The following is a 25,586-nucleotide window of genomic DNA, read 5'->3' on the forward strand; positions in this document are numbered from 1 at the left end:
CCGTCGTCGCCCGTCGATAACGCCACCCTCCGGTAGCATAGTGGGGCGCGCCAGGCCTGCGCCCGCGCGCGCCTCTTCACAGCAGACGGCACGCCATGAATACCGATTTCCGCACCTCGCTCCCGGGCACCGCGCTCGACTATTTCGACGCGCGCGCCGCGGTCGATGCCCTGCAACCCGGCGCCTGGGCCACGCTGCCGTACACCGCGCGCGTGCATGCGGAGAACATCGTGCGCCGCGCGGATCCCGCACGCCGCGACGACTACCTGCGGCAGCTGGTCGAACGCCGCCGCGACCTGGATTTCCCGTGGTTTCCGGTGCGCGTGGTCTGCCACGACATCCTCGGCCAGACCGCGCTGGTGGACCTGGCCGGCCTGCGCGATGCGATCGCCGACATGGGCGGCGACCCGGCGCAGGTGAACCCGGTGGTGCCCGTGCAGTTGATCGTCGACCACTCGCTGGCGGTGGAGTGCGGCGGCTACGACCCGGATGCGTTCGCGAAGAACCGCGCCATCGAGGACCGCCGCAACGAAGACCGCTTCCACTTCATCGACTGGACGAAGCTGGCGTTCAAGAACGTCGACGTGATCCCGCCGGGCAACGGGATCATGCACCAGATCAATCTCGAGAAGATGTCGCCGGTCGTGTACGTCCAGGACGGCGTCGCGTTCCCCGATACCTGCGTGGGCACCGACAGCCACACGCCGCACGTCGATGCCTTGGGCGTGATCGCCGTCGGCGTGGGCGGACTGGAGGCGGAGAACGTCATGCTCGGCCGCGCCTCGTGGATGCGCACGCCGGACATCGTCGGCGTGGAACTGCAGGGCAAGCCCGCGCCCGGCATCACCGCGACCGACGTGGTGCTGGCGCTGACCGAGTTCCTGCGAAAGGAAAAGGTCGTCGGCGCCTACCTCGAATTCCGGGGCGAGGGCGCGGCGGCGCTGACCATCGGCGACCGCGCGACGATCTCCAACATGGCGCCCGAGTACGGCGCCACCGCGGCGATGTTCTTCATCGACGACAACACGCTGGACTACCTGCGCCTGACCGGCCGCAGCGACGAACAGGTCGCGTTGGTGGAAACCTATGCGAAGACCGCCGGCCTGTGGGCCGATGACCTGCAGACTGCGCAGTACGAGCGTACGCTGCGGTTCGACCTGTCCACCGTCGTACGCAACATGGCCGGTCCGTCGAATCCGCACAAGCGCCTGCCGACCAGCGCGCTGGCTGAGCGCGGCATCGCCGACGAAGGCAAGTTGCAGGCGGGAAGGGCGCAAGAAGCGCAGGGCCTGATGCCAGACGGCGCGGTGATCATCGCCGCGATCACTTCGTGCACCAACACCTCGAATCCGCGCAACGTGATCGCGGCCGCGCTGCTCGCCCGCAACGCCAACGCGAAGGGCCTGGTGCGCAAGCCGTGGGTGAAGAGCTCGCTCGCGCCCGGATCGAAGGCCGTGCAGCTGTACCTGGAGGAATCCGGCCTGCTGCCGGATCTCGAGAAACTCGGCTTCGGCATCGTCGCCTTCGCCTGCACGACCTGCAACGGCATGAGCGGCGCGCTCGACCCGGCGATCCAGCAGGAGATCATCGACCGCGACCTGTACGCCACCGCCGTGCTGTCGGGCAATCGCAACTTCGACGGCCGCATCCATCCCTACGCGAAGCAGGCCTTCCTGGCCTCGCCGCCGCTGGTGATCGCCTATGCGATCGCCGGCACGGTGCGCTTCGATATCGAGAAGGACGCGCTCGGCATCGACGCCGATGGCAACGCGATCACCCTGAAGGACATCTGGCCCACCGACGCGGAAATCGACGCCGTAGTGAAGGCCAGCGTGAAGCCGGCGCAGTTCCGCAAGGTCTACGAGCCGATGTTCAACGTGCGCGTCGAGCACGGCGGCCGCGTGGACCCGTTGTACGCCTGGCGCCCGCAGAGCACCTACATCCGCCGTCCGCCGTACTGGGAAGGCGCGCTGGCCGGCGAACGCACGCTGCACGGCATGCGCCCGCTGGCGGTGCTGGGCGACAACATCACCACCGACCACCTGTCGCCGTCGAACGCGATCCTCGCCTCGAGCGCGGCGGGCGAGTACCTGGCGAAGATGGGCCTGCCGGAAGAAGACTTCAATTCCTACGCCACGCACCGCGGCGACCACCTCACCGCGCAGCGCGCGACCTTCGCCAACCCGCAGCTGGTCAACGAGATGGCGGTGGTCGATGGCGAAGTGAAGAAGGGCTCGCTGGCGCGCATCGAACCGGACGGACAGGTGGTGCGCATGTGGGAAGCCATCGAAACCTACATGGACCGCAAGCAACCGCTGGTGATCATCGCCGGCGCCGACTATGGCCAAGGCAGCTCGCGCGACTGGGCGGCGAAAGGCGTGCGCCTGGCCGGCGTGGAAGCGATCGTGGCCGAAGGCTTCGAGCGCATCCACCGCACCAACCTGATCGGCATGGGCGTCCTGCCGCTGGAGTTCAAGGCCGGCGAGACGCGCAAGACCTACGGCATCGACGGCACCGAGACCTTCGACGTGGTGGGCGTGCGCAAGCCGCGCGCCGACCTGACGCTGGTGATCCACCGCGCGAACGGCGAGACCGTGCAGGTGCAGGTGACCTGCCGGCTGGATTCGGACGAAGAGGTCTCGATCTACGAAGCGGGTGGGGTGCTGCAACGGTTCGCCCAGGATTTCCTGGACGCGTCGAAAGCGGCCTGACCCGTTCGTCGTATCGGTACACCCACCGCACAGGAGTCCGATCATGTCCGACAACGCCACCCCCGGTACCGTCCGCCTGCACCGCGTACTGCGCGCGCCGCCGTCGCGCGTCTACCGCGCCTTCCTCGATCCGGATGCGATGGTGAAGTGGCTGCCGCCGCATGGCTTCACCGGCAAGGTCCATTCGATGGACGCCCGCGTGGGCGGCGGCTACACGATGTCGTTCACCAACTTCGGCACCGGCTCGAGCCATTCCTTCGGTGGCACCTACGTGGAGCTGGTCGAGGGCGAACGGCTGCGCTACACCGACCAGTTCGACAATCCCGGCCTGCCGGGCCAGATGCAGGTCACGGTGACGCTGAAGAAGAGCATCGTCGGCACCGAGCTCAACGTCGTGCAGGAAGGCATTCCCGCCGCGATCCCGGTCGACTTCTGCTACCAGGGCTGGCAGGAATCGCTGGAGATGTTGGCGAAGCTGGTCGAACCCGAGATTCCCGACGGCGCGTGAGCCGTCACCACAACGGAAACCCTTTCCATGTCGCACGTCCCCCAGATCCGCATCCCCGCCACCTACATGCGCGGCGGCACGTCGAAAGGCGTGTTCTTCCGCCTGCAGGACCTGCCCGAACGGGCGCGGGTGCCGGGGCCGGCGCGCGATGCATTGCTGTGCCGCGTGATCGGTTCGCCCGATCCGTACGGCAAGCACACCGACGGCATGGGCGGGGCGACGTCGAGCACCAGCAAGGTGGTGATCATTTCGCCGAGCGCGCAGCCCGGTCATGACGTGGATTACCTGTACGGCCAGGTGCCGATCAACGAGGCCTTCATCGACTGGAGCGGCAACTGCGGCAACCTGTCGTCGGCGGTTGGGCCGTTCGCGATCGCGAACGGGATGATCGATCCCGCGCGCGTGCCGCGCGACGGTCTGTGCACGGTGCGCATCTGGCAGGCCAACATCCAGAAGACCATCGTGGCGCACGTGCAGGTGAGCCATTGCGAGGTGCAGGAAACCGGCGACTTCGAACTGGATGGCGTGACGTTCCCCGCGGCGGAAGTGCAACTGGAATTCATCGATCCCGCCGACGAAGGCGATGGCGACGGCGGTGGCGCGATGTTTCCCACCGGCCGCTTGGTCGACGACCTCGACGTGCCCGGCGTGGGCGTGTTCAAGGCGACGATGATCAATGCGGGCGTGCCGGTGGTGTTCGTCGAGGCGGCGGCGCTCGGCTACGACGGCACCGAGCTGCAGGGCGCGATCAACGAGGATAAAGACGCGCTGGCGAAGCTCGAAGCGATCCGCGCACACGGTGCGGTGCGCATGGGGCTGGTGTCCGATGTCGCGGCCGCGGCAAAGCGGCCGCTGACGCCGAAGGTGGCGTTCGTCGCGCCGCCGAAGGATTACGTCTCATCCAGCGGCAAGCCGGTCAGCGCCGCCGATGTCGGCCTGCTCGCCCGCGCCATCTCGATGGGCAAGCTGCACCACGCGATGATGGGTACGGCCTCGGTCGCCATCGCCACGGCGGCGGCCGTGCCAGGCACGCTGGTGAATGCGGCGGCAGGCGGCGGCACGCGCGACGTGCTGGTGTTCGGCCATCCGTCCGGCACGCTGCGCGTCGGTGCGGACGTCAAGCAGGTGGAGGGCACCTGGGTGGTGACGAAGGCGGTGATGAGCCGCAGTGCGCGTGTGCTGATGGAAGGCACGGTGCGTGTCCCCGGCGACGCGTTCTGACCTGCCGGAAGTCACCACTTTCGCCCGGACCATTGCCTCGGCCGCGCCCACGCGACAGCATGGGCGCATGTGGACGTCCCTGACCCGACTTCGCGAACCCATGACGCTCGCCGGCGTGTTCACGCTCGGCGCGGTGAGCCTGGGCCTGCGCTTCCTGCCGCCGGACGTGCTGCCCGCCGCCGCCGCCGCACTGGCGGGTTACGCCGCGGGATTCTTCCTGTTCGCGCTGGCGCCGGAACCGTGGCATCGGCCCAGGCTGTTCGCGTTGATCGCGATGGCCGGGCTCTCGCTGCTGCTGGCCTCGCTGACGCCGCGGCTGGGCACCGCGCAGGTGCTGCTGGTGATCTGGGTGGCGTGCGCGACGAACCTGCTGTCGCCGCGCTGGATCATCGCGTCGGCACTGCTGTTGAACGTGGCGTTCTATTTCCTGATGGTGCACCACGGGTTCGGCGCACCGGGCACGATGACGCTGATCAACATCGGCTTCCAGGCGCTCGCGGGCCTGTGCGTCTTCTACGCGCGCCGCTCCGAAGAGTCGCGTGACGCCCTGGCGCGGGTGAATGCGGACCTGCTGGCCACGCGCGCCCTGCTGGCCGACAGCGCGCGCGACGCCGAGCGCCTGCGGGTGGCGCGCGAACTGCACGACGTCGCCGGGCACAAGCTCACCGCGATGAAGATCAACCTGCGTGCGCTGGCCAGCGACCCCGTGTTGGCGGGGCGCGAGGAAGTGCGCATCGCGCAGCAACTCTCCACCGAACTGCTGGACGACATCCGCAGCGTCGTGCAGGCGATGCGCGATTCGCGTGGACTGGACCTGCAGACCGCGATCCGGGCGCTGGCGGCGCCGCTGCCGCGGCCGGCACTGGACCTGCGCATCGCCGAGGGCGTGCAGATCGCCGACCCGGCGGTGGCCGAGTCGTTGCTGCGCATCGTGCAGGAGTGCCTCACCAATGCCGCGCGCCATGCGAATGCGGACACCCTGACGGTTTCACTCCAGAAAGAGGACGCAGGCATGCACCTGCACATCGAAGACGACGGCCGGCTGAAGGGCCGCGTGCGCGAAGGCAACGGCCTGTCGGGCATCCGGGAACGCGTTGCTGCGCTAGGCGGCGACCTGCGCCTGGGCAGCAGCGCCACCGGCGGCCTGCGCGTGGACGTGAGGCTGCCCGCATGAGCGTGCGCGTTGCCCTGGCCGACGACCAGGCGCTGGTGCGCGCCGGCCTGCGTGCCCTGTTGAAAGCGCAACAGGTGGATGTGGTGTTCGAAGCCGACGACGGCGCCGATCTGCTCGCCAAGCTGGAAGCGCAGCCCGTCGACGTGGTGCTGAGCGACATCCGCATGCCGGGCGTGGATGGCATCGACGCGTTGATCCAGCTGCGCGAACGCGGCGACCGCACGCCGGTGCTGCTGCTGACCACCTTCGACGACAGCGACCTGCTGCTGCGCGCGACCGACGCCGGCGCACAGGGCTTCCTGCTGAAGGACGCCGCCCCGGAAGACCTGCACGACGCCATTCGCCGCGTCGCCGGCGGCGAGACGTTGCTGCAGCCGGTCAGCACCGATCCGGTGCGCGCGCGCTATCGCTTCCACGACGAAGGCGCGCCGACCGATACCTTCAGCGAGCGCGAGGTCGCGATCCTGCGGCTGCTCGCCGGTGGTTACTCGAACAAGGAAATCGCGCGCACGCTGTTCCTGGCCGAAGGCACGGTGAAGAACTACGTCTCCACCATCCTCGACAAACTCGGCACCCGCGACCGCACCCGCGCCGTGCTGAAGGCGATCACGCTGCGGATCATCTGAGCCGCTCGCTCAGAACACGGCCACCATCGCCACGCCTGCGGCCAGGGCGAGCAACAGCCCGGCGGATACGCGGATGCCATACGCCGCGCCACCGCTGACCCAGGCGATCACCGACTTCGCGATCAGGCTGGCGGCGAGCAGCGCGAGCATCCACCAGCGCGCTTCCGACGCCTCCAGGCCACCGCGTGCGAACTGGTTGGCGAGCGTGGCCACGGCGGCGTGCAGTTCGGCCATCGCCGACATCGCGGCGGCGGCCATCGCCCCGCGTGGACCGATCCACGCTGCCAACGCCGCCGCGACGAAGGTCAGCACGGCGACCAGCAACGCGAAGCCCAGCGCCTGGCCGAACCGGAACATGCGGCTTTCCGACGTCGGCGGCCTCACCGTTTCCTCGCGACCCGCGCGCAAGCCGAGCAGGCCGCCGGCCAGCAACACAGCACCGATCGCGCACAGCTCCGGCAGCAGGTCGCGCACCAGCGGCGGCGACACCGCCCACAGGATCGGCACGCACAACGTCAGCGAGGCGAGATTGGACAGCAGCGCCGCCGCCACCGCGGAGCGCAGCAGCGCAGGGGTTTCCTTCGCCCGCTGGCCAAAACCGATCGTCGCCGCCGTCGACGACACGTAACCGGCGAAGAAACCCGCCGCCGCCAGGCCCCAGCGGTTGCCTACCACGCGTAGGACGATGTGGCCCAGCGCGCTGACCGCCATCACCAGCACGACCAGCTTCCAGATCGTCGCCAGGTTGATCGCTTCGTACGGGCCGATGGGCCGATCCGGCAGGATCGGCAGGATCACCAGCGCCGACGCGAGCAGCAGCAGGCCGTCGAAGACCTCGCGCTCGCTCAGGGTCTCGCGGGTCAGTTCATGCAGCGGCTGCTTGGCGTACAGCAGCACGGCCACGACCACGGCCAGGCCGGTCGCCAGGCCGGGCTGGCGCATCGCCAGGGCACCGAGCAGGAAGGTCAGCACCAGCGTCACCTCGCTGGTCAGGCCCGGGTCGTCCTGGTGGGTGGCCCGGTAAGCCATCGCCGCCAGCACGCCGGTGATGGCCAGCGCCACCATCACCACGGGCAGTCCCAGCCAGGCGGCGACCGCGGCAGCCAGGGCCACCAGCGCATGGGTCCGCAGGCCGGCGATCCGGTGGCCACGGCCGGGGCTGCGTTCGCGCACCAGGCCGATCAGCAGGCCCAGGCCCAGCGCCGAGGACAGGGCCAGCCAGGTCTGCGAGGTCGCTTCGTCCATCCCGTCTTTCCTCGTTCAGTGCCGCCAGTATCTCGAATGGTCTTGCATTGGTCTCGTCAACCCGGACAATGCGCGCCACCTCCGCCGTGGACCCCATCATGCCCGCTCCCGCTCCGTCCGCCGTCTCGCTGAGCCGCTACCTGATCGAAGAACAGCGCGCCGGCCGCATCAGCGCCGACCTGCGCCAGCTGATCGCGGTGGTGGCCCGCGCCTGCACCAGCATCTCCATCGCGGTCAGCAAGGGCGCGCTGGGCGGCGTGCTGGGCGACGCCGGCACCGGCAACGTGCAGGGCGAGGCGCAGAAGAAACTCGACGTGCTGAGCAACGACATCCTGCTGGAAGCGAACGCCTGGGGCGGCCACCTGGCGGCCTGCGCATCGGAGGAAATGGACCACAGCCAGCCGATCCCGGACGCCTATCCGCGCGGCGGCTTCCTGTTGCTGTTCGATCCGCTGGACGGCAGCTCGAACATCGACGTCAACGTCTCCGTCGGCACCATCTTCTCGGTGCTGCGTTCGCCGGACGGCGTGACGACGCCGGGCGACGAACACTTCCTGCAGCCCGGCCGCGACCAGGTCGCCGCCGGCTACTGCATCTACGGGCCGAGCACGATGCTGGTGCTGACCACCGGCAACGGCACGCACGCGTTCACGCTGGACCGCGAGCAGGGCGCGTTCGTGATGACCCAGCGCGACATGCGCATTCCCGAGGAAACGAAGGAATTCGCCATCAACATGTCGAACCAGCGCCACTGGGAAGCGCCGATGCAGGGCTATGTCGACGACCTGCTCGCCGGCAAGGAAGGTCCGCGCGGCAAGGACTTCAACATGCGCTGGATCGCCAGCATGGTGGCCGACGTGCACCGCATCCTGACCCGCGGCGGCATCTTCATCTATCCGTGGGACCGCAAGGATCCGGGCAAGGCCGGCAAACTGCGCCTGATGTACGAAGCCAACCCGATGGGCCTGCTGGTCGAGCAGGCCGGCGGCGCCGCCAGCACCGGCCGCGAGGACATCCTGTCGCTGCGCCCGACCCAGCTGCACCAGCGCGTGCCGGTGTTCCTCGGTTCGAAGAAGGAAGTCGAGGCCGCCGTCGGCTACCACCTGTCGCACGACACGGCGGCGGCCTGACCGGCAGCGCGACGGCTAGAATCGCGCTGGTGCGGACCGTTCCCTCCGCCGGGAGCCACGAGTGAAGCGACTGCAGACGCGATTGGCGATCATCATGCTGGCCTGCCTGCCGGGCATGGTCGGCGCCCAAGCCGCTGCCGAAACCGATGAAGCAAAGTTCGTGCGACTCACGCGCCACCTGGAGCGCTTTCCGCTAGACCCGGATGCGAAGCCGATGCGCGCCTGGCTGCTTCAATGGGCCATCGAGACACCGGACATGGTGGTGACGGCGTGCGACTTCCTGGAACCCAAGCTGGCGGTGGACTCGTACTACGGCGGCATGCTCTTCATGCAGATCCTGTATGGCAACGCCGCCTGGCAGATCGCGCATCCCGGGCAGCGCGCCGACCCTGTCGCTCCCCAGATCGCGGGCGTGCGCAGCGCACTGAAAGCCTATGGCGAGATCAGCATCGAACGGCCGGACGCGCAAGTCCCGGCGTTCGACGAACTGATCCTTGCCGAGCAGCGCGGCACGTTGGAAACATTGCTGGAGCCCAGGATCCTGCGCGCGTGCCGGAAAGAGGGTGCCCTTTCGAACGGCAATGCTTCCACCTGATGGGGAACATGTCCGCATGAGCGCCGATTTCATCGAGGTCTACCACGACGCACTGGATGCGGAGACCTGCCGCGCCATCGTGGCGCGTTTCGATGCCAGTCGGCAGGACCAGCCGGGGCAGGTCGGTGGCGGACACCATCCGGAGCTCAAGCACAGCCGCGACATCAGCATCAGCGGCCTGGCCGAGTGGCGCGACGTGGAACAGCGCCTCAACCTGGCCGTGCTCGCCGGACTGAAGCAGTACCTGCGCACTTATCCCTTCAGCCTGATTGCGCCGCTGATGCTGCAGCAGCCGGGCGCGGACGGGCAGTTGCATCGGCTCGGCTACGAGGACGTCGCGAGCATGGACGACGACGCGCTGATGCGGCTGGTCATGGCGGTGTTCGTGCCGGGCCGGATCAACCTGCAGCGCTATCCCGCCGGCGAAGGCGGCTATCCCTACTGGCACTGCGAGTTGTTCCCGAAGGGCGCCGATGCCGAATCGCTGCATCGGCACGTGCTGTGGACGCTCTACCTCAACGATGGCTTCGAGGCCGGCGAAACCGAATTCTTCCACCAGCAGCGCAAGATCGTGCCGCGCACCGGCAGCCTGCTGATCGCGCCGACTGCCTTCACCCACACGCACCGCGGCAATCGCCCGGTCGGCGGCGACAAGTACATCGCCACCAGCTGGATCCTTTTCCAGCGCGCCGAGCGCCTGTACGGCGGACGCTGACGGAGACGCGCGCTCAGGCGCACTGGCGGCGCGCGTCCACGTCCTGGCGCAAGCGCTGCAGCGCCGCGTCTGCATCGCCGATGACGATGACGCACGGCACGGCCAGCATCAGGTTGAGCGGCAGGCCGAATTCTTCCAACTCCCAGCCCTGCATGTCCTGGCCGGCCTCCGTGCCCAGGAACTGCGGACAGCGCGCGCGGATGCGTTCGGCCAGGCTGCCGCCTTCCGGCACATAGCCATAAACCGGCTTGCCCCGCGCGATCGCGTAACCGACTTCGAAGCACGTGCCGCTGTCCGGTTCCGCGCCGCGGAAGAAGTCCAGGTTGGCGAGCACCGCATCGGCGGCATCGAGCAAGCCGATGTCGGCGCGATAGATCCAGCGCGCGGTCTCGAGCGGATCGCCGGTCGCGTGGCCGGCGACCTGGGCATCGAGCGGAAACAGACCTTCGAAGCCATGCCGCGCGCACAGGGCCTTGAGCTGCTCGCCCCGCGCAACGGCATCGGGACGGAAAATATCGGGGCCGGCCAGGTAGAGGGACTGGATCATCGCGGGCACGCGCAGCAAAGGACGATGGATTGTCGCCATCCGCCCGACCCCTGCCCCGTGACCGATCGTCGCAGCGTGTGGGTCCTTGGGACCTAGAACAACTCGCCCTGCGGCGATGCGACGCGCGGCGGCACGAAGCGCGTGCCATCGAACGGCGGGTGTCGCCGACCCTCGAAGCCGAAACGCTTCAACGCGAGGGCGAAGCGACGCGACAGCAGATCGGCGTAGACGCCTTCGCCGCGCAAACGCGTGCCGAAGCGGCTGTCGTAGTCCTTGCCGCCACGCAGTTGTTGGACGGTGCTCATCACGTGCGCGGCGCGGTCAGGAAGATGGGTTTGCAGCCAGTCGCGGAACAACGGCGCGACTTCGTGCGGCAGGCGCAGCAACACATAGCCCGCCGCGGTGGCGCCGGCGTCGTGCGCGGCTTCGAGCACTGCCTCCAGCTCGTGGTCGTTCACCCACGGAATGACCGGTGCGAACATCACCCCGACCGGCACGCCGGCCTCGCTGAGCCGCTTCACCGCTTTCAGCCGGCTGTGCGGCGCGGATGCGCGCGGTTCCAGTCGCGAGGACAGGCTGTTGTCGAGCGTGGTGATCGACAAGTAGACGTGCACGAGGTTCTCGCGCGCCATGGGCGCCAGCAGGTCGAGGTCGCGTTCGATCAGTGCGTTCTTGGTGATCAGCGAAACCGGATGCTTCGCCTCCGCCAGCACCTCCAGCAGGCGGCGGGTCAGCTGCAGCTTGCGTTCGGCCGGCTGGTAGGCGTCGGTGTTGATGCCCAGCGATATCGGACTGGGCCGGTAACCGCGCTTGGACAGCTCCTTGCGCAGGATCTCGGGTGCGTTCGTCTTGGCGTAGATCTTCGTTTCGAAATCCAGCCCGGGCGACAGATCGAGGTAGGCATGGGAAGGGCGCGCGAAGCAGTAGCTGCACCCGTGCTCGCAACCGCGGTACGGATTCAGCGACTGCTCGAACGGGATGTCCGGCGACTGGTTGCGGGTGATGACGCTGCGCGCGACTTCCTCGCGCAGCTCGGCGTGCGGTGCCGACGCGATGTCGCCGTCGGTATCGGCGTCGTGCCAGCCGTCATCCGTCGACTCCGGCGTGGTCACGGCAAAGCGGCCCGGCAGGTGGCCGGTGGAACCTCGTCCCTTGATGCCGGGGTGTCGCGACGTCGCCATGCGGGCCAGCTTACGCCCGTGTCGTCGCAGCGCTCGCGACGCCGCATATAGAATCGCTTCATGCGCGACGCTCTGACTGCCCTCTGGGACACCCTCGGCTCACTGCCCAACCTGCAGCTCTGGGTCACGGTGGCCTGGCTGCTGTACCTCGTGCCGCTATGTTCGTGGATCGTCCTGCAGAAGCGCGAGCCGGTGGCCACCCTCAGCTGGCTGTTGTCGCTGGCACTGCTGCCGTACGTCGGCTACCTGATCTACTTCCTGTTGGGACCGCAGCGGATCAAGCGCCACCAGCTGCGCCGCACGCGTTCGCGCGAGGGGCTGGAAAGCTACGAGGTGTTCGCGCCGACCGATGGCAACAGCGCCGAGTTGCCCATGCTTGCGCAGAAGACGACGGGCCTGCCGCCTTCCACCGCGACTTCGGTACAACAACTGGTGGATGGTTGCGCCACGTACCAGGCCATCCTGGATGCCATCGGCGTGGCCGAGAACCATATCCATGTCGAGTACTACATCTTCAACGGCGACCGAACCGGCCAGCGCATCCTGGAGGCACTGACGGCGAAGGCGCGCGAGGGCGTGAAAGTCCGGTTGCTGCTGGATGCGGTGGGCTCCAACCGGCTGCGGAAACGCGCCCTGGGTCCGTTGGTCGAAGCAGGTGGCGAGTACGCGTGGTTCCATCCGACCAAGTTCCGGCCCTTCACCCGGCCATGGCTCAACCTGCGCACGCACCGCAAGATCGTCGTGGTCGACGGGCGCGTGGCGTTTACCGGCGGCATCAACGTTACCGACGATGAGGACGAGTCGTTGCGCGATGACGCGTATCGCGACCTGCACCTGCGGCTGGAAGGCGAAGTCGTCCGCAGCATCCAACAGGTCTTCGTCGAGGACTGGGTCTATGCCACCGGTCAGCAGCGCAAGGATTTCCAGGGCACGCGCCTGTGGAGCGCGACCGAGTCCAACGTGCAGGGCGGTATCTCCGCGCAGGTGCTGGTGTCGGGGCCGGATTCGGCATGGGAACCGATCCACCGCATGAAGGTGGCGGCCATCCACGAAGCGAAGCAGCGCGTCTGGCTGGTGACCCCCTATTTCGTCCCGGGCGAGGCCGCGCGCATGGCGCTGACCTCCGCCGCGCTGGGCGGGCTGGATGTGCGCCTGGTGGTGCCCAAGGTCAGCGACTCGCGGCTCGTCACACTGGCCGCGCGTTCCTATTTCGACGAGTTGCTCGCCGCTGGCGTGAAAGTCTATGAGTACGGCCCGCGGATGATGCACAGCAAGGCGCTGCTCTGCGACGACGCGATGGCGATCATCGGCAGCGCGAACTTCGACCACCGCAGTTTCCGGCTCAACTTCGAGATCTCGATGATGTTCCGCGACCGCGGCGTGGCCGGGACGCTGGGCCAATGGCTGGAGTCGGAGATTGCCGCCAGCGACCCCGTCCGGGTCCAGCGGGACCGTTCGTTGTGGCGGCACCGCCTGCCCGAGGCGCTGGCCCGGCTGATGTCGCCATTGCTGTGAAGCAGGACATTTTTTGACGTGGGGCGGAGGCGGTAAGATGCGGCCACCAACCCCGGGGGTGGAAGATGCACTGGCTTTTCCTGTTGATGGCCATCGGCAGCATGGTCATGGCCATGCGCACGACGTCGATGGCGCTGATGGTCGCCTTGATGCTGGCGTCGCTCGGCCTGTTCGTCGCATGGATCGTCGGATGGTACGGCCGCCGCGTCGGCGATAGCAGCCGCGACCAGTCGGCGATGATCGATCCTTCCGAGCTGCGTCGCCTGCGCGAGGTGGCCGAAGCGCGGCGCACCGCCGCAACGTCCTCTGCAGAGCCGCCCTCGGCAACCTGACATCCGCTCCAAGGACGGTGCCATGACCCTGCTCAGCGTCAACGTCAACAAGATCGCCGTGCTGCGCAATTCGCGCGGTGGCAGCGAGCCCGACGTCGTGCGCGCTGCGCGCACTTGCCTGTATGCCGGCGCCCACGGCATCACCGTGCATCCGCGCCCGGACCAGCGCCATATCCGCCCCGACGACGTCCTCGCCCTGGCTGCGCTCGCGGACGAGAGTGGTGTCGAACTGAACATCGAGGGCAACCCGTTCGCGCCACCGCGTGACGGATACCCGGGCTTCCTGGCCCTGTGCGATGCCGCGCGTCCGGCCCAGGCCACGCTGGTGCCGGATGGGGACGGCCAGATCACCTCCGATCACGGCTTTGATTTCGCCCGCGATGGCGAGCGCTTGGCGCCGCTGGTCGCCGAACTGAAGGCCCTTGGCTGCCGGGTAAGCCTGTTCGTCGATGCCGGCTGTGACGGTCTCGAAACCGCCGCCAAGATCGGCGCTGACCGGATCGAAATCTATACCGGCCCGTTCGCGGAAGCGGCGGCGCGCGGCGACGCGTCCATCGAGCTCGGCCGCTGCGTGCGCACCGCACGCGAGGCCCAGGCGCTGGGCCTGGGCGTCAATGCCGGCCACGACCTCAGCCAGGGCAATCTGGAGGAGTTCCTTGAGAACGTCCCGGACGTGTTGGAAGTCTCCATCGGGCACGCGTTGATCGGCGAAGCCCTATACGCGGGCCTGCAGCGCACTGTACAGGCTTACTTGGCGATCCTCGACGACGCGACAGCGGCGGCGGAACACCGCCGCTGAGCGCCACCGTGCGCGTCAGTCGCGCATGACGATGTTGCGAATGCCGCTGGCTTCGGCCTGTGCCAGCGCATCCACCAGTTGCTGGTATTCGGCGCCCTCGACCGCTTCCACGTGAAGCACGGTCTTGGGGTCCGACAACCGCGCTTCATCCATCAGAGTGCGCAATGCCGCCAGCGTCACCGGTCTGTCGTCCAGCGTATAGCTGCCGCCCAGGCCGACCTTGAGCACCAGGTCGTTGGGGGGCTGCTGTTCGATCTGTCTGTCCGTGCGCTGCGGCAGGACCGCATCGATCGGCCGTGACAACAGGGGCGCGGTAACCATGAAGATGACCAGCAGGACCAGCATCACGTCCACGAGCGGCGTGATATTGATCTCGGCCAGTTCCGAACGACCTGCAGGAGCGGAGAACGCCATCGGACACCTCCTTACCGTCGGGACATGGCTCCGACGCTACGCCCGTCCCCTCACGGCCGCAAGAGGTCGCACCAAGCGGGCGGGGCAGCTGCGTCGTCCGCGCAAAGAAAAACGCCGCCCCAAAGGGCGGCGTTCAAAAGGTATTGCGCGTCAGGGTTACTGCACGAAACCAATCTTCATCATCTGCGCGTTCTTGGCGGCGGCCAGTACCTTGGCCATCACGTCGTAGTGCGCTTCCGACTTCGCTTCAATACGCAGCTCCGGCTGGTTCGTCGGGTCGCGCTGGACCTCCTGTTCCATCCGCTGCTGCAGGTCGGCCACGCTCACCGGGCTGTTGTTCCAGTAAATCGTGTTGTCGGCCTCGATGCGCAGGTCGATCGGCGGCGGCGGCTCACGCAACTGCGGCGGCGGATTGATCACGCGCTGCGGCAGTGCCACCTCGATCGGATACGTCATGATCGGCGCGGTCACGATGAAGATGATCAACAGCACCAGCATCACGTCCACGAGGGGCGTGACGTTGATATCGGCCATGGGGCCCTTGCTTCCACCACTACTGAATGCCATGGCTTACTGCCCCTTCTGTTTCGTGGCCACGTAGCCGATGTCCAGCATGCCCTGGCTCTGCGCGATCTTCGTGACGTCGGCGATGGTGCCCATCTTCGTCGTCTTGTCGCCACGCAGGTTGAGCTTCGGCTGAGGCTGGAGCTGGGCCGCGCTGGAAAGGCGGGACTCCAGGATCTCCTTGGACACCGGTTCGTCGCCCCAGAACAGATCCCCGTTCTCCTTCACCGAGATGGTGATCGGCGGGGTCTTCGGCGCTTCCTTCTCCTTGTCCTGGATAAGGTTCGCCTCGGGCAGTTCGATCTTCACCTTATGCGACATCAGCGGCGCCGTGATGATGAAGATGATCAGCAGGACCAACATCACGTCCACGAGGGGCGTGACGTTGATCTCGGCCATCGGGCCACCGCTATTACCACTACTGAAAGCCATGACGGGCTCCGTCTAGAACGTTGCGTTGACTGCTTGTACCGCCGGCTCAGCGAACGCGCGAGCCGGTGGCGAAGAAGTCGTGCAGGTCGTGCGCGAACGTATCGAACTTGGCGATGACGGCCGCGTTCGTCTTGCTGAAGAAGTTGTAGGCGAACACGGCCGGGATCGCGACGAACAGACCGATGGCGGTCATGATCAGCGCTTCACCCACCGGGCCGGCAACGGCGTCGATCGAGGCCTGGCCGGTCGCACCGATGCGGATCAGGGCGCCGTAGATGCCCCACACCGTGCCCAGCAGACCCACGAACGGCGCGGTCGCACCGACGGTGGCGAGCAGCGTCATGCCGCCCTGCAGGTTGGTGCTCTCACGGGTCACGGCCTGGCGCAGGGCGCGGTCGACGAACTCCGAGCGGCTCAGGGTCTCGCCCGAACCTTCCGAACGCTGGTGGTGCGCAGCAGCCTGGGCGGCGTCCAGCGCGATCTTCGAGAACGGCTCGTTCTTCGGCTGTTCTTCCATCAGGCGGATGGCGTCCTGCGCGTTCGGGGTTTCCCAGAAAGCGCTGGTGACGCGGTCAGCCTGGCCCTTCAGGCGGGTGCTGCGAAGCACGTTGATGACCGTCCAGTACCAGGACATGGCGGACATGATGACCAGGGTGAGCAGCACGACCCAGGAGACGATGAACTCGCCGGGCTTGCTGATCATTTCGCTGATCATGTGCTCGAAGCCCATTTGCGACAGGGCGTTCGCGGCGTTGGTGCCCCCGGCGGCGGCGGCGAAAAGGGTTTCCTGCAGCATGACGCTTACCTTTATATAAGTGTTGATTGAGGGTATTGCGGGTTACGAGCGAAACTGGGGACGAGGACGGAGGCCGTCCTCAACCACCCATGTTGAAGTCGACCGGCACGCGGACGCGACCTGCGGCCTTCTGGCCATTGACCACCGAGGCGTTGAAGCGCCACTTGCGGGCCGCCTCCATCGCCGCGCGATCAAGGTCGCGGTTGCGGCTGGACTTCTCCACCGACACGTTGGTCACGTTGCCGTTGGCGTCCACGTCGATGATCAGGATAACCGTGCCTTCGATACCGGCGCGCGCGGCGGCGGGCGGATAGCGGGGCGGGTTCATGTTCTTGGACGAAATGTCCACGCTGGCGCCGATGTCCGGCGTGGGCGACGGCGGGGCCGGCGGCGACGGCGGGCTCACGATGTCGGTCGGTCGCGGCTCGGCGATGTCGACCGGCGGCGCTTCCGGCGGCGGCGGCAGCGGGGTGGTCTTCGGCGGCGCCAGGTTCTTCACCGGCGGCGGCGGGGTGTCGTCCTTCGGCGGCGGCGGCGGCGGCGGCGGGGGAGGCGGCGGGGCGTCGACGATCACCACGGAGGTGCGACGCTCCTGCTCCTTTTCCGCCGGCGGGGCGACGGCCGGGATCAGCAGTGCAAGCAGGGCTGCTGCGTGCAGTGCGATCACGAAGGCAATACCGATGATACGGGGCCAGTTGAGGCCCGTGTCCTCTTCTTGGTCCCGATACCTGTTGATGACCAGTTGTTCAGCCATGCGCCAATTAACTCAAGGTTGATACGGGCGCCAGGGCGCCTCGTTAGTTCTGGATTCTGCCGGCGAGCTTTTCACCGGCGGAATCCCCAGCTTATACCAATCCGGCTCCCCGGTGCCATCATCCGTATGGATTTTTGGCCTTCGGTGTCACGGATTCCCGTTACGGGAGCGCGATGATCTTTTTCGCGTCTTCCGGCTTCTTCAGACCCTTGTCCAGTGCGGCCCGGGCCGCGACCTTGGCTTCGGGGATCCGGCCTTCCTGCCACAGGACCCGGGCGAGGTTGAGGTAGGTGTCGCCGTTCGTGCCCAGCGGCGCGGCCTTCTGCCAAGCCTCGATCGCCTGCGGGATCTGCTCGGAATAGTAGTAGGCCTGCGCCAAGGCGAGCTGGGTCTGGAAGTCCGGCTTCAGCAGGCCCTTCTGCAAGCCCTCGTTGACGACGGAGATGACTTCCTTCTCCTTGCCGTCCATGTTGGCGTAGGTGATGAAGAGCTGCTTGTAGTCCTTCTCTTCCGTCATCAGGCCGGAAGCGCGCATCTTCTCGAGCACGGCGGCCGCCTTGGCCTCCTGCTGGGAGTTCAGGTAGATGGTGGCCAGATTCATCTGGGCGCGCTTGTCGTTGGGCGACTTGGCGGCCAGTGCTTCGGCGACCTTGAGGGCATCGGCCGTTTGGCCGGATTCCTGGTAACAGACCATCAGGATCTGCGTCCAGTTTTCGACCTTGTCTTCCGGGTTCGTCGAAGTCTCGATCGCTTGCTTCAGCGGCGGGATGCAATCGGCGTAACGCTCTGCCTGGTAGAGATACTGGCCCTTGAAGGCGAGGTCGCCCGGGCGCTTGCTCTTGGATTCGGCGAGGTATTTGTCGAGCGTGGCGAAACCGTTGGTGTAGTCGTCTTTCTGCAGTTGGAGCTGCGCCAGCTGCAGCTGCAGCTGAAAGTGCTGGTTGTTCCCCAGAGCGTTGGAGTCGATGGCCTGCTTGAGGTAGCGCTCTGCGGCCGCGTCGTCGCCATCGTTCATCGCGATCTGCGATGCGATCTGCGCGGCGAGGGCCTTGTCGTACTCGTTCGCCGATTCGTTGGACAGGATTTCATCGGCCAGACCGCGGGCGGTCGTGTAGCCCTGCGTCGCCTTGGCGTCGTCATCCTGCTCGAGGGCCTTGTTGTAGGTTTCGATCAGCTTGTTGAGCTTGGTCTGTACCTTCGGAGAACCCTTGCCGTTGGGCTCTTCGCGCGTGGCATCCGGGTAGAGGGCTTCTTCCTTCTTGGTCTCTCCGCGGCGGGCTGCGTCGGCATCGAAGGATGCGACACCGCCCGCGAACGCGCCGAGCAGCGCGAGGCTGAGCAGGGTGGTCTTGGGGGTCAGGAGCTTCATGTCAAACCTCGTGGGGCCTTGCGGGAGATGCCACTGCATCCCGCCCGCGTGCGGGGCCGGCAAAACTAACAGAAACCGAGGTGAGGCGGATACCGTTCCGTGTGCTGCTGCGCAGCAATACCGGACCGTGTGTCAGCCGCATTTCGGTGCGTTTCCGGCCTTCCTGGCCGCCTCGTACGTGGGCACGAGGGTGGGCGCGTCGCGCTCCAGTTCCCGGATACGGTTGGCCGGATCGGGGTGGGTCGACAACCATTGCGGCGATCGGCCGCCGCTGGCGGCCATCATGTTCTGCCAGAGGCCGACGGCCTGACGCGGATCGAAACCCGCCTGCGCCATCAACCGCTGTCCGACGATATCGGCTTCGCTTTCCTGCTCCCTCGAACCCGGGAGCAGAAAGACCGTTTGAGCGGTCATGCCGCCGATCTGGCTGGCCGTATTGGCTGCGCCCTGACCGTAGCGCGCACCGAGCAGGGCACTGATCACTCCAACGCCTGTCTGCGCGCCCATCTGCCGGGTGATGCGCTCCTCATGGTGGCGCGCAATCACATGGCCGATTTCATGCCCGAGCACGGCGGCCAACTGGTCCTGATTCTTGGCGACGGTGAAAATGCCGGTGTTTACGCCCACCTTGCCTCCCGGCAAAGCGAACGCATTCGGTTCGCTGTCGGTAAAGACCGCGGTCTCCCAGGCGACACTGCGCTGCTCGGCTGGAAGCTGTCGAACCAGCGCATTGACCACGCACGTGACGTACGCGTTCTGTTTGGCGTCCCGGTTGAGGGTCTCCTTCGCCTTGGTCTCGGCGAAGGCCTGCGCGCCCAGCTGGTCCAGCTGGGCCTGCGAAACACCGCCCACCATCTGCGTGCGGCCGGTGGGCGAGGTGGTGGTCGCGCACGCCGTCATGCCCAATGCGACGGCGAAGGCCAGTATGCGAAGTTTCATGCGCGCCCCCTGCGGCGGTGTACACGGCAGGAGTCTGGAGAAGGACATCTTAAACTTTCGTCAATCACATTAAGCCTGCGCACCGCTGTACACCTGGAGGACAGCGAGCGCTAGCGCATTGTTCAGGATGTGAGCCCCAATGGGCGCCCAAAGTGTCCCGGTGGCCCGGTACAGAGCCGCGAAAACGGCACCCATCCCGGCGTAGACGACGATCAGGAACAACGTGCTGGTAGCCGGCTTGCCATTGAGGCCGGGCATTTCGTGCACCAGGGCAAAGACCACACTGCTCAGCAGCAGACCAAGCACCGGCCAGCCGGCCTGCCACAGCCGCCCAAACAGCACGCGACGGAACAGCAGTTCCTCGTACAGCGGTGCGAGGGCGACCGCGAACAACGCCAGGAACACCGGGTACTGCGCGAATCCGGCTTCGATCAGTTCCAGATTGCTCGGCGTGAGATCGAGGCCGAGTGCTCGTCCCATGCCGGTCAGCAGGGTGCTGAGGAGGAAGGTCGCCACGCCTCCCAACAGGACAAGCCACCACGTCCGTGGACGCCGTGCCGCAGCCCAGGACGTGGATCGCTCGATGGGCGTCGCGCGTCGGCGCCAGAAGTACAGCACCAGCGCGGCGCCACCGGTGCTGACGAGCGTGAGCAGGATCAAGAACAGTACCGGGGGTGTTCCGACCGCGGACTGCAACTGCGCTGCACTCAGATCGTTGCCTTGCTGCGCCAATTGCACGCCGCGCCACGCAGACCAGCCGAAGATCCCCAGCATCATCGTGGAGAACGACAGCAGGATTGCCAGTACGACATCGAGCGCAAACGCGGACAATGCTGCGCGCAGCGGCGCGTTATCGCCGGCCTGCGCCGGATCGTACGGGCTCGTCGTCATCCCCGAGGCGTCACACGTCGAGGTTGGAGACCTTCAGCGCGTTGTCCTCGATGAATTCGCGGCGCGGTTCCACCACGTCGCCCATCAGCGTGCTGAAGATCTGGTCGGCGGCGACTGCGTCTTCGATGCGGACCTGCAACAGACGACGCGTATCGGGATTGACCGTGGTGTCCCACAGCTGCTCGGGATTCATTTCGCCCAAGCCCTTGAAGCGCTGGATGCTGCGGCCCTTCTTGGCTTCCTCGAGCAACCACGCCTGCGCATCGGCGAACGTGGCCACCGGCTGCGCCTTGTTGCCGCGGATGACCTGCGCGCCTTCGCGCACCAGGCCGTGCAACAGTGCGGCGGCTTCGCGCAGCGGACGCAGTTCACCGCTTTCGAAGGCCGACAACGAGAGCACCTGCACCAATTCCTCACCCATGTGTCGGCGCATCGCAAGCAACGCGGCGGGACGCTGTTCGGTCGCCGGCTGCAGCGTCAGCGAATAACGCGCACTCCCCAGGCTGCCGCGGTTGAGCTTGGCTTCTAGTGCGGTGAGTTCATGGCGCTCGTCGATGTTCTGCTGCAGGTGTTCTGCATCGAGCGGAGTGAAGTCGATCAGCGATTCCAGCAGCACCGGATCGTAGCGGTGCGCATTGCGCGCGATGGTGTCGCGCGCGGTGGTGAAGACGAGCAGCAGCTTCTCGAGCGCTTCGCCGGAGATCGGCGGTTCGCCATCGGCAGGCACCAGCGACGCACCTTCGACCGCGTTGTTCGCCAGGTAGACGTTGAGCGCCGCATCGTCCTTCAGGTAAAGCTCCTGCTTGCCCTGCTTGAGCTTGTAGAGCGGCGGCAGGCCGATGTAGACATGGCCGCGTTCGATCAGCTCCGGCATCTGCCGGTAGAAGAACGTCAGCAGCAGCGTGCGGATGTGCGAACCGTCGACGTCGGCGTCGGTCATGATGATGATGCGGTGGTAGCGCAGCTTGTCCGGGTTGTACTCGTCCTTGCCGATGCCGGTGCCGAGCGCGGTGATCAGCGTGCCGACTTCGGCGCTGGCGAGCATGCGGTCGAAGCGCGCCCGTTCCACGTTGAGGATCTTGCCGCGCAGCGGCAGCACCGCCTGGTTCTTGCGGTTGCGACCCTGCTTGGCGGAACCGCCCGCGGAGTCACCCTCGACGATGAAGAGTTCGGACAGCGCCGGATCCTTCTCCTGGCAGTCGGCCAACTTGCCGGGCAGGCCAGCGATATCCAGTGCGCCCTTGCGGCGGGTCAGGTCGCGCGCCTTGCGGGCGGCCTCGCGGGCGCGGGCGGCGTCGACGATCTTGCCGGCGATCGCACGGGCTTCGTGGGGGTGTTCCTGCAGGAACTCCTCCAAACGTGCGCCGAACGTGCTCTCAACGACCGGCCTGACGTCGGAGCTGACCAGTTTCTCCTTGGTTTGCGAGGAGAAGCTGGGGTCCGGCACTTTCACCGACAACACGGCAATCATGCCTTCGCGCATGTCGTCGCCCGACAGGTTGACCTTCGCCTGCTTGGCGATGCCGTTCTGTTCGATGTAGTTCGTCAACGTGCGCGTCAGCGCGGCACGGAAGCCGATCAGGTGGGTACCACCATCCTTCTGCGGGATGTTGTTGGTGAAGCAGAACATCGTTTCCTGGTAGGCGTCGGTCCACTGCAGGGCGACGTCCACCGTGATGCCGTTCTGCTCGCCACTGACCGCGATCACGTTCGGATGCAGCGGTGTCTTGAGGTGGGCCAGATGCTCCACGAAGCTGCGGATACCGCCTTCGTAGTGGAAATCGTCGTGGCGGCCTTCGCCGCGCTCGTCGACCAGCACGATCTTGACGCCGGAATTGAGGAACGACAGTTCACGCAACCGGCGGGCCAGGATGTCGTAGTGGAACTCGACGTTGCCATGGAAGGCCGTCACCGACGGCCAGAAGCGCAGCGTCGTGCCGCGCTTCGTGGAGTTTTCGATCTGGTTCAACGGACCCAGCGCCGCGCCGTTGCTGTATTCCTGGCGGTAGTGAAACCCGCCCTGGAAGATATCCAGCTGCAGTTTTTCGGAGAGCGCATTGACCACGCTGACGCCCACGCCGTGCAGGCCGCCAGACACTTTGTAGCTGTTGTCGTCGAACTTGCCGCCCGCGTGGAGCACCGTCATGACGACTTCAGCGGCAGATACCTCGCGGCCGAGCTTGGCGCTCATCTGCGCATGCTTGCCGACCGGAATGCCGCGGCCGTTGTCGGACACCGACACCGAGCCATCGGCATGGATGGTGACCGCGACATGGTCGGCATGGCCAGCCAGCGCCTCGTCGATCGAGTTGTCGACGACTTCGAACACCATGTGGTGCAGGCCCGTGCCGTCATGGACGTCGCCGATGTACATGCCGGGACGCTTGCGAACCGCTTCCAGCCCTTCCAGGGCGGTGATGCTGTTGGCGTCGTACGTATTGCCGTTCGGTGCAGAAGAGGTCGTTTCGTCGGTCATTCGCTTCGTGTCGGCTTCATGGCGGGCGCCGCGCCACCGGGCCGGTGGGCGCATTGCGGGAGCCAAGGGATCAATGCGGAATTATAGCACCGGTGGGCACTTAGCCCCTGTTTCAAGGGTTGGACAGGCGCAGGACAACCCCTTGTTCCACGTGGAACAAGGTGGGTCGAATGGCGGAGTCCTTCAGGCCTGCGGGTGCTTCGGTCCCCGTGATGAACACTTGCGCATCGCTGGCCAGCAGCCGCTCCAGGATCCGGCGCTGGTGATGCCGGTCCAGCTCGGACGCCAGGTCGTCCAGCGCGATCACCGGCCACTCGCCTCGCCGGCAGGCGAAATCCTGGGCTTGCGCGAGCAGGCAGGACAGGGCCGTCAGCTTGGCTTGGCCTCGGGAGAGGGTTTCGCGCTGGGGTAGGGCGGAGTAGTCGATGCGCCAGTCGGCCCGATGCGGTCCCACGGTTGTGTAGCCCGCCGCCCGATCCCTATCCCGTGCCAGCAGCAGCGCATCGGCCAGCGACAGCTCGTGTCGGCGCCAGCCGGGGAGAAACTGCAGCGATGCCTCCCCAAGGGAAGGGGCCAGTTCCCGCACGACCGCAGCCAGGTCGTCCTGAAGCGCATCGAGGTACCCCTGGCGATGGCCCGTGAGGGGTTCTCCCGCTTCTGCGAGTTCGTGGTCCCAGGCATCCAGCTGCCCACCGCCGATACCGGCCTTCAACAGCGAATTCCGCTGCTTCAAGGCGCGGGCATAGCGACGCCACAAGGGAAGGAAGCCTCCCTCACGCCCCTGTTCCACGTGGAACAACCCCCAATCCATGAAACGGCGGCGAGGTTCGCCGCCACCCGTGACCAGGGCGTGGCTCCCAGGCTCGAAGCTGACGACCGCCAAGGCGGCGCAGAGATCGCCCAGTTGGGCGACGTTTTCGCCATCGAGCCGACCTGTCCACGCCTGACCGCTGTGACGCAGACCGGCTCGGCGCTGCCGACCTTGGGCGGCTTCACGCCACTCGACGAAGACTTCGATCGCGTCGGCACCTGTCCGCACGAGCCCATCCCGCACGCGTCCCCGGAAACTCCGGCCATAAGCCATGAGATGCAGCGCTTCCAACAGGCTGGTCTTGCCGGCGCCGTTATCACCGGTAATCAGGTTGAGGCCTGCCTCTGGCGCCAGCGATACCTGGGCGAACCGGCGCAACCCATTCGCCTCAAGGCGTGTTACCTGCATGAAAACAGCCTCAGGCACCCGATCAAGGGCCGGACACGGGCGCAGCTCCGCATGGGTGGGGGACAGACAGACGGCAGCGACATGATGGAAATTCTACGTGAGCCGCCACCGATACCGGGCCAGCTCGATTCCTGCGTCCCCATAAACGGCATCGCCCGGCAGAAGCCGGGCGATCCATCGTGTTCCACGTGGAACAGGAGTGTCAGAGGCGCAGCGGCATGACGACGTGCCGCGACTTCTCGCTGCTGGCCTCGCGGACCAGGGCCGAGGAGTTCGCATCACGCAGCTGCAGGACGATGTGCTCGTCGCGCAGCGCCGACAGCGCATCCAGCAGGTAGTTCACGTTGAAGCCGATCGCCAGGCCATCGACCTTGGTGTCGGCCTCGATCTCTTCCTGGGCTTCTTCCTGCTCCGGGTTGTGGGCGCTGATCTTCAGCTGGCCTGGCGACACCTCGACGCGCACGCCCCGGTACTTCTCGTTCGAAAGGATCGCGGCACGCTGGAGCGCGGCACGCAGCACCTCACGGTCCAACAGCACCTCACGGTCCGCACCAATCGGGATCACTGCGGCGTAGTCGGGGAAGCGGCCATCGATCAGCTTCGAGGTGAAAGTGACATCGTCACGCTTCACGCGGATATGGCTGCGACCGACTTCAAGTTCCAGGCTGCGGTCGCCGCCCTCCAGCAGACGCTGGAGTTCGGTCACACCCTTGCGCGGCACGATGATCTGGCGCTTGCCGACCGGCGCGCCTTCAAGCTGCGATTCGCACAGGGCCAGGCGATGGCCATCGGTCGCCACGCAGCGCAGCGTCTTCTCGCTGAGGTCGAACAACAGGCCATTGAGGTAATAGCGGACGTCCTGCTGCGCCATCGCGAAGGAGGTGCGTTCGATCAGCTCCTTGAGCGTCGCTTCGGGCACTTCGATCCGCTCGGTGGCTTCCACTTCGTCGACCGACGGGAAATCGTTGGCCGGCAGGGTCGCCAAGGTGAACCGGCTGCGTCCCGCCTGCACCGTCACCTTGTCGCCGGTCTGGCTCACGGTGACTTTGCTGCCATCGGGCAGTGCGCGAATGATGTCGAACAGCTTGCGCGCGGGGATCGTGGTTTCGCCGTCCTGCGCGTCATCCACGGCGCTGCGGGAAATCATCTCCACTTCCAGATCGGTACCCGTCAGCGACAGCTGGCCGTTCTGTACCTGCACCAGGAAATTCGCCAGGACCGGCAGCGTCTGCCGGCGTTCTACCACGTTGACCACTTGGGCCAAGGGCTTGAGGAATGCTTCGCGCTGCAGACTGAAACGCATGAGTGTGGGAGCCCCTTCGCTTTTGATTTTAGGACTAAAAACTTAAAAGCTGGTGGTGATGGTAGGGCGAAAATTCCGGGAAAACCCACCTAACACCTTGATTCTTATTGCTTTTATACCACTCGCAACC

25 protein-coding genes are annotated in these 25,586 nt (G+C 66.4%); 11 read left to right on the forward strand and 14 right to left on the reverse strand.

Going from position 1 to position 25,586, the window contains the following annotated elements:
* Positions 1-95: 95 nt before the first annotated feature.
* The 5 genes from acnD (at position 96) to ACSION_RS01635 (ending at position 6,240) form a co-directional block, all read left to right on the forward strand.
* Entirely contained in the window at positions 96-2,711 is a 2,616-nt protein-coding gene (gene acnD, locus ACSION_RS01615; protein WP_435304561.1) for a Fe/S-dependent 2-methylisocitrate dehydratase AcnD, read from the forward strand.
* 43 nt (positions 2,712-2,754) lie between these two features.
* The gene (locus ACSION_RS01620) at positions 2,755-3,219 is read left to right on the forward strand and encodes an SRPBCC family protein (RefSeq protein ID WP_435304562.1); all 465 of its coding nucleotides are present in this window, start codon (positions 2,755-2,757) and stop codon (positions 3,217-3,219) included.
* A gap of 27 nt (positions 3,220-3,246) precedes the next feature.
* Entirely contained in the window at positions 3,247-4,440 is a 1,194-nt protein-coding gene (gene prpF / locus ACSION_RS01625) for a 2-methylaconitate cis-trans isomerase PrpF (protein ID WP_435304563.1), read from the forward strand.
* Positions 4,441-4,507: 67 nt separating this feature from the next.
* Positions 4,508-5,614, forward strand: a complete 1,107-nt coding sequence (locus ACSION_RS01630; RefSeq protein ID WP_435304564.1) for a sensor histidine kinase — start codon at positions 4,508-4,510, stop codon at positions 5,612-5,614.
* Positions 5,611-6,240, forward strand: coding sequence for a response regulator (locus tag ACSION_RS01635; RefSeq protein WP_435304565.1), 630 nt, complete (start codon positions 5,611-5,613; stop codon positions 6,238-6,240). Before ACSION_RS01630 ends, ACSION_RS01635 begins: the two co-directional genes overlap by 4 nt.
* 9 nt (positions 6,241-6,249) lie before the next feature.
* Here ACSION_RS01635 and ACSION_RS01640 read toward each other — a convergent pair whose 3' ends face one another.
* Positions 6,250-7,485, reverse strand: a complete 1,236-nt coding sequence (locus ACSION_RS01640; protein ID WP_435304566.1) for an MgtC/SapB family protein — start codon at positions 7,483-7,485, stop codon at positions 6,250-6,252.
* A 98-nt stretch (positions 7,486-7,583) separates the two neighbouring features.
* On the opposite strand from ACSION_RS01640, the gene ACSION_RS01645 reads away from it, so the two are divergent.
* From ACSION_RS01645 to ACSION_RS01655, 3 genes are all read left to right on the forward strand, one after another.
* Complete coding sequence (locus tag ACSION_RS01645; protein WP_435304567.1) at positions 7,584-8,615, forward strand: class 1 fructose-bisphosphatase; 1,032 nt, start codon at positions 7,584-7,586, stop codon at positions 8,613-8,615.
* A gap of 61 nt (positions 8,616-8,676) precedes the next feature.
* Entirely contained in the window at positions 8,677-9,210 is a 534-nt protein-coding gene (locus ACSION_RS01650) for a hypothetical protein (RefSeq protein WP_435304568.1), read from the forward strand.
* A 16-nt stretch (positions 9,211-9,226) separates the two neighbouring features.
* Entirely contained in the window at positions 9,227-9,925 is a 699-nt protein-coding gene (locus tag ACSION_RS01655) for a 2OG-Fe(II) oxygenase (protein WP_435304569.1), read from the forward strand.
* A 13-nt stretch (positions 9,926-9,938) separates the two neighbouring features.
* On the opposite strand, the gene ACSION_RS01660 is transcribed toward ACSION_RS01655, so the two are convergent.
* Positions 9,939-10,511 carry a nucleoside 2-deoxyribosyltransferase gene (locus tag ACSION_RS01660; RefSeq protein ID WP_435304570.1) on the reverse strand — a complete coding sequence of 191 codons (573 nt, stop codon included), beginning with the start codon at positions 10,509-10,511 and terminating at the stop codon, positions 9,939-9,941.
* Between the two features lie 53 nt (positions 10,512-10,564).
* Positions 10,565-11,653: a PA0069 family radical SAM protein gene (locus tag ACSION_RS01665; protein WP_435304571.1), complete on the reverse strand. Its 1,089-nt coding sequence runs from the start codon at positions 11,651-11,653 to the stop codon at positions 10,565-10,567.
* Between the two features lie 60 nt (positions 11,654-11,713).
* On the opposite strand from ACSION_RS01665, the gene cls reads away from it, so the two are divergent.
* The 3 genes from cls to ACSION_RS01680 all read left to right on the forward strand — a co-directional run bounded on the left by cls (position 11,714) and on the right by ACSION_RS01680 (position 14,299).
* Complete coding sequence (gene cls / locus ACSION_RS01670; protein ID WP_435304572.1) at positions 11,714-13,168, forward strand: cardiolipin synthase; 1,455 nt, start codon at positions 11,714-11,716, stop codon at positions 13,166-13,168.
* Positions 13,169-13,233: 65 nt separating this feature from the next.
* Positions 13,234-13,500 (forward strand): hypothetical protein, encoded by a 267-nt coding sequence (locus ACSION_RS01675; RefSeq protein ID WP_435304573.1) that lies wholly within the window; start codon positions 13,234-13,236, stop codon positions 13,498-13,500.
* Between the two features lie 22 nt (positions 13,501-13,522).
* Positions 13,523-14,299, forward strand: a complete 777-nt coding sequence (locus ACSION_RS01680) for a pyridoxine 5'-phosphate synthase (protein ID WP_435304574.1) — start codon at positions 13,523-13,525, stop codon at positions 14,297-14,299.
* A 15-nt stretch (positions 14,300-14,314) separates the two neighbouring features.
* Here the strand turns inward: ACSION_RS01680 and ACSION_RS01685 are convergent, their stop codons facing one another.
* The 11 genes from ACSION_RS01685 to dnaN all read right to left on the reverse strand — a co-directional run bounded on the left by ACSION_RS01685 (position 14,315) and on the right by dnaN (position 25,456).
* On the reverse strand, positions 14,315-14,713 hold the full coding sequence (locus ACSION_RS01685) for an ExbD/TolR family protein (RefSeq protein ID WP_435304575.1): 399 nt from the start codon (positions 14,711-14,713) through the stop codon (positions 14,315-14,317).
* A gap of 156 nt (positions 14,714-14,869) precedes the next feature.
* Positions 14,870-15,280: an ExbD/TolR family protein gene (locus ACSION_RS01690; protein WP_093489061.1), complete on the reverse strand. Its 411-nt coding sequence runs from the start codon at positions 15,278-15,280 to the stop codon at positions 14,870-14,872.
* Positions 15,281-15,283: 3 nt separating this feature from the next.
* On the reverse strand, positions 15,284-15,709 hold the full coding sequence (locus ACSION_RS01695) for an ExbD/TolR family protein (protein WP_093489063.1): 426 nt from the start codon (positions 15,707-15,709) through the stop codon (positions 15,284-15,286).
* 46 nt (positions 15,710-15,755) lie between these two features.
* Complete coding sequence (gene exbB, locus ACSION_RS01700; RefSeq protein WP_056879953.1) at positions 15,756-16,505, reverse strand: TonB-system energizer ExbB; 750 nt, start codon at positions 16,503-16,505, stop codon at positions 15,756-15,758.
* 79 nt (positions 16,506-16,584) lie between these two features.
* A complete protein-coding gene (locus ACSION_RS01705; protein WP_093489065.1) occupies positions 16,585-17,259 on the reverse strand; it encodes an energy transducer TonB in 675 nt (224 codons plus the stop codon).
* Between the two features lie 160 nt (positions 17,260-17,419).
* The gene (locus tag ACSION_RS01710) at positions 17,420-18,628 is read right to left on the reverse strand and encodes a tetratricopeptide repeat protein (RefSeq protein WP_435304576.1); all 1,209 of its coding nucleotides are present in this window, start codon (positions 18,626-18,628) and stop codon (positions 17,420-17,422) included.
* Positions 18,629-18,760: 132 nt separating this feature from the next.
* Positions 18,761-19,567 (reverse strand): M48 family metallopeptidase, encoded by an 807-nt coding sequence (locus ACSION_RS01715; protein WP_435304577.1) that lies wholly within the window; start codon positions 19,565-19,567, stop codon positions 18,761-18,763.
* Between the two features lie 69 nt (positions 19,568-19,636).
* Positions 19,637-20,458 carry a CPBP family intramembrane glutamic endopeptidase gene (locus ACSION_RS01720; RefSeq protein WP_435304578.1) on the reverse strand — a complete coding sequence of 274 codons (822 nt, stop codon included), beginning with the start codon at positions 20,456-20,458 and terminating at the stop codon, positions 19,637-19,639.
* Between the two features lie 10 nt (positions 20,459-20,468).
* Positions 20,469-22,934: a DNA topoisomerase (ATP-hydrolyzing) subunit B gene (gene gyrB / locus ACSION_RS01725; protein WP_435304579.1), complete on the reverse strand. Its 2,466-nt coding sequence runs from the start codon at positions 22,932-22,934 to the stop codon at positions 20,469-20,471.
* Positions 22,935-23,046: 112 nt separating this feature from the next.
* Positions 23,047-24,153: a DNA replication/repair protein RecF gene (gene recF, locus ACSION_RS01730; protein ID WP_435304580.1), complete on the reverse strand. Its 1,107-nt coding sequence runs from the start codon at positions 24,151-24,153 to the stop codon at positions 23,047-23,049.
* A 202-nt stretch (positions 24,154-24,355) separates the two neighbouring features.
* On the reverse strand, positions 24,356-25,456 hold the full coding sequence (gene dnaN, locus ACSION_RS01735) for a DNA polymerase III subunit beta (RefSeq protein ID WP_435304581.1): 1,101 nt from the start codon (positions 25,454-25,456) through the stop codon (positions 24,356-24,358).
* Positions 25,457-25,586: the final 130 nt, after the last annotated feature.

This window comes from Pseudoxanthomonas sp. LjRoot125 (assembly GCF_964252705.1).
Classification (GTDB): Bacteria; Pseudomonadota; Gammaproteobacteria; order Xanthomonadales; family Xanthomonadaceae; genus Pseudoxanthomonas_A.

Excerpts from the sequence above, each read along its gene's own strand:
- ACSION_RS01715 (WP_435304577.1), bottom strand. The coding sequence starts at position 19,567 with ATGAAACTTCGCATACTGGCCTTCGCCGTCGCATTGGGCATGACGGCG.
- ACSION_RS01680 (WP_435304574.1), top strand. The coding sequence starts at position 13,523 with ATGACCCTGCTCAGCGTCAACGTCAACAAGATCGCCGTGCTGCGCAAT.
- ACSION_RS01660 (WP_435304570.1), bottom strand. The coding sequence starts at position 10,511 with ATGGCGACAATCCATCGTCCTTTGCTGCGCGTGCCCGCGATGATCCAG.
- ACSION_RS01705 (WP_093489065.1), bottom strand. The coding sequence starts at position 17,259 with ATGGCTGAACAACTGGTCATCAACAGGTATCGGGACCAAGAAGAGGAC.
- acnD (WP_435304561.1), top strand. The coding sequence starts at position 96 with ATGAATACCGATTTCCGCACCTCGCTCCCGGGCACCGCGCTCGACTAT.
- ACSION_RS01695 (WP_093489063.1), bottom strand. The coding sequence starts at position 15,709 with ATGGCTTTCAGTAGTGGTAATAGCGGTGGCCCGATGGCCGAGATCAAC.
- ACSION_RS01630 (WP_435304564.1), top strand. The coding sequence starts at position 4,508 with ATGTGGACGTCCCTGACCCGACTTCGCGAACCCATGACGCTCGCCGGC.
- cls (WP_435304572.1), top strand. The coding sequence starts at position 11,714 with ATGCGCGACGCTCTGACTGCCCTCTGGGACACCCTCGGCTCACTGCCC.
- ACSION_RS01690 (WP_093489061.1), bottom strand. The coding sequence starts at position 15,280 with ATGGCATTCAGTAGTGGTGGAAGCAAGGGCCCCATGGCCGATATCAAC.
- ACSION_RS01635 (WP_435304565.1), top strand. The coding sequence starts at position 5,611 with ATGAGCGTGCGCGTTGCCCTGGCCGACGACCAGGCGCTGGTGCGCGCC.
- ACSION_RS01720 (WP_435304578.1), bottom strand. The coding sequence starts at position 20,458 with ATGACGACGAGCCCGTACGATCCGGCGCAGGCCGGCGATAACGCGCCG.
- ACSION_RS01655 (WP_435304569.1), top strand. The coding sequence starts at position 9,227 with ATGAGCGCCGATTTCATCGAGGTCTACCACGACGCACTGGATGCGGAG.
- ACSION_RS01620 (WP_435304562.1), top strand. The coding sequence starts at position 2,755 with ATGTCCGACAACGCCACCCCCGGTACCGTCCGCCTGCACCGCGTACTG.
- recF (WP_435304580.1), bottom strand. The coding sequence starts at position 24,153 with ATGCAGGTAACACGCCTTGAGGCGAATGGGTTGCGCCGGTTCGCCCAG.
- gyrB (WP_435304579.1), bottom strand. The coding sequence starts at position 22,934 with ATGACCGACGAAACGACCTCTTCTGCACCGAACGGCAATACGTACGAC.
- ACSION_RS01685 (WP_435304575.1), bottom strand. The coding sequence starts at position 14,713 with ATGGCGTTCTCCGCTCCTGCAGGTCGTTCGGAACTGGCCGAGATCAAT.
- ACSION_RS01710 (WP_435304576.1), bottom strand. The coding sequence starts at position 18,628 with ATGAAGCTCCTGACCCCCAAGACCACCCTGCTCAGCCTCGCGCTGCTC.
- ACSION_RS01665 (WP_435304571.1), bottom strand. The coding sequence starts at position 11,653 with ATGGCGACGTCGCGACACCCCGGCATCAAGGGACGAGGTTCCACCGGC.
- dnaN (WP_435304581.1), bottom strand. The coding sequence starts at position 25,456 with ATGCGTTTCAGTCTGCAGCGCGAAGCATTCCTCAAGCCCTTGGCCCAA.
- ACSION_RS01675 (WP_435304573.1), top strand. The coding sequence starts at position 13,234 with ATGCACTGGCTTTTCCTGTTGATGGCCATCGGCAGCATGGTCATGGCC.
- ACSION_RS01645 (WP_435304567.1), top strand. The coding sequence starts at position 7,584 with ATGCCCGCTCCCGCTCCGTCCGCCGTCTCGCTGAGCCGCTACCTGATC.
- exbB (WP_056879953.1), bottom strand. The coding sequence starts at position 16,505 with ATGCTGCAGGAAACCCTTTTCGCCGCCGCCGCCGGGGGCACCAACGCC.
- prpF (WP_435304563.1), top strand. The coding sequence starts at position 3,247 with ATGTCGCACGTCCCCCAGATCCGCATCCCCGCCACCTACATGCGCGGC.
- ACSION_RS01640 (WP_435304566.1), bottom strand. The coding sequence starts at position 7,485 with ATGGACGAAGCGACCTCGCAGACCTGGCTGGCCCTGTCCTCGGCGCTG.